The following is a 5,615-nucleotide window of genomic DNA, read 5'->3' on the forward strand; positions in this document are numbered from 1 at the left end:
ATCACTGCCGAGATATGAAGTTGTGAATGCCTTCTGCGACGACCAATGGAAGCTCCATCTGCGGAACATGGCCTGCATTGTCGATTGTCACAAGTTCCACGTTTGGAATGTTGTCGGCGTAGTAATCGGCCGCGTTGCGCAGGACGACCTCATCTTGAACGCCGTAGTAGACCAGTGTTGGGGCCGAGATTCCGGATAGGTCGTCTTTGAGATTGAAGTAGGGTCCGTTCTGTACCGCTGTGATCAGCACGTTGTCAACGAATTCGTTGGTTTCATTGATCTGCTCCATCATCAGCCGTCTGAAGGGGCCTGGGATATCTGGAATCTCGTTAAACATCCGGTCCAGTAGGACATCCAGTTCTGCATCGGTTTCGAGATCATCTCCGAACCCGATATAGGTGACGTGATCGTCGATCTTCAGACCAGCTGCATTGAGCAAAACCAAGGACTTTACGTCGTCAGGATACTTGATAGCATAGGCACCAGAGGTGTGGCCGCCCATGGAATTCCCGACAAGATGGAACTCCTTCACGTCGATGGCACCGAGAAAGTCGTGCAAGAAAGTTGCTTGGCCATCAATCGAATAGTCCCGGTCCATATCGCGGGCGTTTTCCCCATGGCCTTGGAGGTCTGGTAGAACCAAATGGTAGTGCTCTGAAAGCAATTCTGCAGATTGCAGAAAGCTGTTTTTGTCATCACCCATCCCGTGGACTAGAACGAGCGACTCTTTGTCTCCCCGCTCATCGCTTTCGAAATAGTGCACTGTGTACCCATCGAGAACGAGCGACCGCTTCTCTAATCCGGCGGCGCTTGCATATCCGCTGTTCGCGAAATCAACGATTACTTGTGGAAAAGCAAAGAAGATGGTGCCTGCCACAACCGCAAGGGCAGCGACCAGTCCTGCTGTGATTAGAAGTATACTTTTCATGTTAGTCTCCTTGATAAGTTCAAGCTTAACTGTTTCGGTCAAAACCTGAAAATCAATCGGTTACTGGGATTGTTTTTGTCAAAATCTATTTGAATCTCGTGTCCGAGAATATGGCAACGTACAAGTTCGAAAACAGAATGTTTCATATTTCGAAATATTTTATAATGGAACGTTCCGCTAATCGCATAGTATATGCCATGTCTAGAATTACGGAAGGATAATTTTGAAAAGTGATAACCAGGTTGACGCCTTTGCACGAATATTGCGGCGAGTGGGCGTCTTTTTTACCCGCCTCGCCAGCGAGCATACGGCCGCGCATAAAGAGATGAACAAGCAGGAACTGATGACGCTGGATGCATTGGATATCCTGGGTGCCTGTAGTATGGGAACCATAGCCCAGCATTTGGGGCTTGGGCAGAGCACTATCACGCCATTAATTGATCGTCTTGAAGATCAAAAGATCGTACACCGGATCCGCAGTAAGGAGGATCGCAGGGTTTGGCTGGTCGAGTTGACAGATCATGGACAATCTGTTTCAGCATCAAGAGAGGATGCTTATCGCGGCATTGCTGCAGATATGATGGCACCGCTCAGCATAACTGAGCGCAAAACATTGATTGATCTTTTGAATCGGATAACGGCCTCAGTACCAGATTCCAACTCATAATTCCAGAGAGCATTGCTCGCTCTGGCCGCTTGTGCGAAAGAAATCACGTCAAAATAGGCAGCGCTCTCTTCTTTTCCTCCTAAAAATACTGTTTATTTCGCTGCGTCCGCGCAAACACGAAATGAATAAGGCTAAAAATAGACGTTGTTTAACCGTATTTTTTATGCGATATGGGGGTGATCCGTTTCTCCTTACACGATGTAACATCTGCGCAAGCAGCCTTTCATGTTGATTGTAGACATGTCCTGATCACAACCTAACCTGCACCCCAAACAGTATCCATCTTCCAGGCATAGGAGCATCGAGCACCTCGGTGAATTGTCGATCAAACGCATTCCGTACATCCACAGACAGCCGGGCTTGCCGGCCTGTGCCGAAACGAACGGGGACGGCTACCCGCAAATTGGTGACACTGTAGGTTGAGGCATCGAGTTTTTCTTTTCCGAGTGTTTGTACAGCAAGCTCAAACCAGGGAGACGTCCATTGCACAGTACTCTGCACGATGAAGCGCGCGTGGCTTGAGGCATACTTGAATACGGCGCCGGCTTTCACTTCATCCAGATCCGTATTCAACCGCGTGTAAGAGGCGCCCAGTTTTAATACATGCCCCTGCCCCAATCGACGGGTGACCTGTCCGTCTATTTCAATCCCTTGCGTTTCCACACTGGCAATGTTTTGCGCAAGCAATACCGAGTCAGCCAGCGTCGGCTGACCGGCAATGGGGTCGAGTTGAGCAAAGTCTATCAAATTGGATGTATTGCGCTGGAACAGCGTCGTGTTCAGCACTACATCTTCCACGAGATAAACATCAATACCCAGTTCGCGAGACCATGCCTTCTCAGCCTTGAGCGCCGGGTTGCCGTAGTTTCTGCCGCGTTGTGGTGCACGGGTGAAGTTGATGTACTGCTCAACGTAGTTTGGTGCCCGAACCGCTCGGCCAACATTTGCACGCAGCCCTACCCTGCCCAAACGGTAGTGTGCATTGATTTGCGGGGTTAACTCCGTGCCAAAGGCCTTGTCATGATCCACCCGTACGCCGGCATAAACCTGTAGCGGCGAAACGGGCTGATACCGCGCATGCACGTATCCACCGATCGTGTAGTCGTTGTGCTCACCCAGGTTGTTGCTGTCGATATCCCGCGACCAGCTAGAAAGGCCCGTACTGAGCGACAACGCTTCTGAAACGGTGTGTTTGAGGGTACCACGCGCCACAAAATGCCGGCTGGTGTGCTCATTGGGGGTAAATTGCGGATTGAAATTGAACATGTCTTTGTGCTGCTTGAATACAGCATTCACATCCCAATCCGTTTGCCCGCTCAAGCTGCCTTGCAGCCGGAATTGCCCCCATACGGTGCGTGTTTCTTCCCGCGAGAAGTCAAGCGACGACACCGTGTAAAAGTGATAGGCGTTAAAGTCGCGCCAATCCATGGCAAGGCGCGCGTAGAGCGACACCGGGCCGTCGGTTTTGCTTACAAACCAAGAATGGGCTACGCGTTCAAAATCGGTTCTCACAATCCCATTCGGGCCTTCTACCGGGATGGCGTCTTGCTCCACCGTTTCTCCATCTGTGACCTGGTAGGTGACAGCACCGCCCACCTGCCATCCTGCTTTTGCATAACTCAGGTCGCCATCAAGTGCGCGAAAATTGTGTGACCCAAACCGGGTGCCTGCGCTTGCTTGTATGCCGTCTGTCACAGTGGTTTGCGCGGCGGCTTTTGTGATGACGTGCACAACACCATTGAGCGCATCCGGACCGTAAATGACGGTCGCCGGCCCCCGCAGGATTTCTATGCGCTCTATCTGGGAAAGCGGAATCGGGAAGTCAGACAAAAAATGGCCTGTTTGGGCATCATTGAACCGTACCCCATCAACCAGCACCAAGACCCCATTAAACGTGCCGCCACGGATGGTAATATCACTCTGCACGCCAAAACCAGAACGGCTAAATACTTCAACTCCACCCGTGACGCGCAGCAACTCGTCAAAAGAGCTAACAGGCAGGCGGGCGATATCGTCTGCATCCCACACGGCAATCCGTTGCCCTACTTCCTGGGCGCTTTCAGCATACCGGGTTGCGGTAATGACAATGGAGTCAGGCAACGTTGCATACCGCAACGTGTCCTGTGCGTGGGTGAGTACAGGAAAACAGCATAAAAACAGTGTAAACAGTATGCGCATAAGATGTTGGAAGCGGGTCTGATGCTGGGGATCAGATGGTGGTGAGGAGTCCTGCCAGATCAGCCGGCAGCACCCAATCTTTTTTTGTGATTTTCTCCCAACGAAAATATGATAGTAAAGCTCCGGGCTGAAGCGGAATTATTTCTTCAACTAACCCGAGCGAGTAAGCAAAATACCCAACGAGTAGTGCAGGCTGCACGCCTACCTCGCGCAGGGCGCGCAGCGTCAGGCCATCATCCCGCTTCGAAAGCTTCTCGCCGGCAGCATTGCGGATTAAGGGTACGTGTGCATAAATCGGTTGCCTGCCCCCCAATGCTTCTATTAACAATATTTGTCGGGCTGTAGAATGGAGCAAATCTTCTCCCCGGACTACTTCAGAGATCTCCATCGCAAGATCATCGACAACCACAGCCAGTTGATATGCAAACAGGCCATCGCGCCGTTTAATCACAAAGTCGCCTACTGCTTGCTGGACGTCTTGTGCTACCTCGCCTTGCACAAGGTCCTCAAAAGTGCGACTACCTCTTTCTACCCTGAAGCGGATGTTTGGCTGCTCCGTTATGCCTGATTGTAGTGCTTCAAACCAATCTGCAGGCAACGTTTTGGGTCGAAGGGTTACAGGGTAAGGAGACTGTACGCCAAGGCCGTGGGGTGCCGAAGCCAGGTTCTTCAGGTCTTTGCGGGAGTATGTGCAGGGAAATACCTGGCCGGCGTCATGGAGTTGAGTAAGCGCTGTTTCGTACAAAGCGAGCCTTTCTGCTTGTACATAAGGGCCGTATGCACCGCCCTGTACGGGGCCTTCGTCCCAATCCAGGCCGAGCCACTGCAAGTCTTCAGCAGCGGCCTCAGCCATGCCGGCAACAACGCGCGGAGCGTCAATATCTTCCAGCCGCCAAACAAACGTACCGCTTTGCTGGCGTACAGAGAGCCAGGCCAACAATGCAGTACGGGCATTGCCCACGTGCATGAGCCCCGTTGGAGAGGGCGCAAACCGGCCTCTGACTGAAGAATGCTGCATTTTCACAAGATGCGCGAGTAACTGAAGGATACTTCACCAATAACTATGCACAACGGTACCAAGTTCGGTAGTATATTTGCAATTACCATTGAAGTACAGCCTTAAAGTACGCATTATTTATCCTGCTGTAACAATTCTGCTGGAACTGTATTCCCCCCCTGCTCTTAAAGGATTTGTTACAAGTCGCGCGCTATGCACCTCTATCTTTTACTCATAAAAAACCACTGGCATTTCTTTTGGCGGTCGGTCAAGCGTAAACATCGCTGGCTGACCATCATTGCTGTCTCTATGGTTTTAATTTACCTGACGTTTGTACTCGTTGGGATGGGTATCTTTTTCAAAGAGGTATTGACAGGATCACAAGCTGGCGATGACCCAATTGGGTTTATCAACAGGTACCTGCTTGAGATATTTATCGGACTGTTTTCCCTTCGCTTCTTTCTGCAGCAAGGGCCAAAAGTAACGTTCCACGCGATTTGGAGTACATTCTAGTAGTACTTCTTAATCAGGCCAAAACTCTCAAATAACGTTTGTGGAGAAGTGCATTTGGTGTCGTTTCAATAAAAATAGACTTCTCCGCTATTGTTATTTCAAAGGATTCACTACTTCCAAAAGTATGAATACTACAAAAATATAGCGAACTCAAAATCGTGTGGAACGTCACGTATACAGTTCTCCACAATAGTTACTTCAAAGAGTTTCTTTTCCTTAGAAGTTGGAATACTACAGAAATACAGTGTACTCCAAATCGCGTGAAACGTCAAATCATAGATTTATATATTTTCGCTAGAGACGAAGCTTCAGTGTCTCATAGGCAGAAAAAA

5 protein-coding genes are annotated in these 5,615 nt (G+C 50.0%); 2 read left to right on the forward strand and 3 right to left on the reverse strand.

The genetic code is table 11. The features are described from left to right. Window position 1: 1 nt before the first annotated feature. Window positions 2-928: an alpha/beta fold hydrolase gene (locus tag AAF564_25660; protein ID MEM8488958.1), complete on the reverse strand. Its 927-nt coding sequence runs from the start codon at window positions 926-928 to the stop codon at window positions 2-4. Window positions 929-1,151: 223 nt separating this feature from the next. On the opposite strand from AAF564_25660, the gene AAF564_25665 reads away from it, so the two are divergent. Beyond that, on the forward strand, window positions 1,152-1,595 hold the full coding sequence (locus AAF564_25665; GenBank protein MEM8488959.1) for a MarR family transcriptional regulator: 444 nt from the start codon (window positions 1,152-1,154) through the stop codon (window positions 1,593-1,595). A 249-nt stretch (window positions 1,596-1,844) separates the two neighbouring features. Here the strand turns inward: AAF564_25665 and AAF564_25670 are convergent, their stop codons facing one another. Continuing rightward, window positions 1,845-3,773, reverse strand: a complete 1,929-nt coding sequence (locus AAF564_25670) for a TonB-dependent receptor (GenBank protein MEM8488960.1) — start codon at window positions 3,771-3,773, stop codon at window positions 1,845-1,847. 31 nt (window positions 3,774-3,804) lie between these two features. Further along, the gene (gene gluQRS / locus AAF564_25675) at window positions 3,805-4,791 is read right to left on the reverse strand and encodes a tRNA glutamyl-Q(34) synthetase GluQRS (protein MEM8488961.1); all 987 of its coding nucleotides are present in this window, start codon (window positions 4,789-4,791) and stop codon (window positions 3,805-3,807) included. A gap of 192 nt (window positions 4,792-4,983) precedes the next feature. Between gluQRS and AAF564_25680 the strand changes: the two genes are divergently transcribed. Next, window positions 4,984-5,283 (forward strand): DUF5687 family protein, encoded by a 300-nt coding sequence (locus AAF564_25680; GenBank protein MEM8488962.1) that lies wholly within the window; start codon window positions 4,984-4,986, stop codon window positions 5,281-5,283. The last annotated feature ends 332 nt before the right edge of the window (window positions 5,284-5,615 follow it).

Source organism: Bacteroidota bacterium (assembly GCA_039111535.1).
In the GTDB taxonomy this organism is placed as follows: domain Bacteria; phylum Bacteroidota; class Rhodothermia; order Rhodothermales; family JAHQVL01; genus JBCCIM01.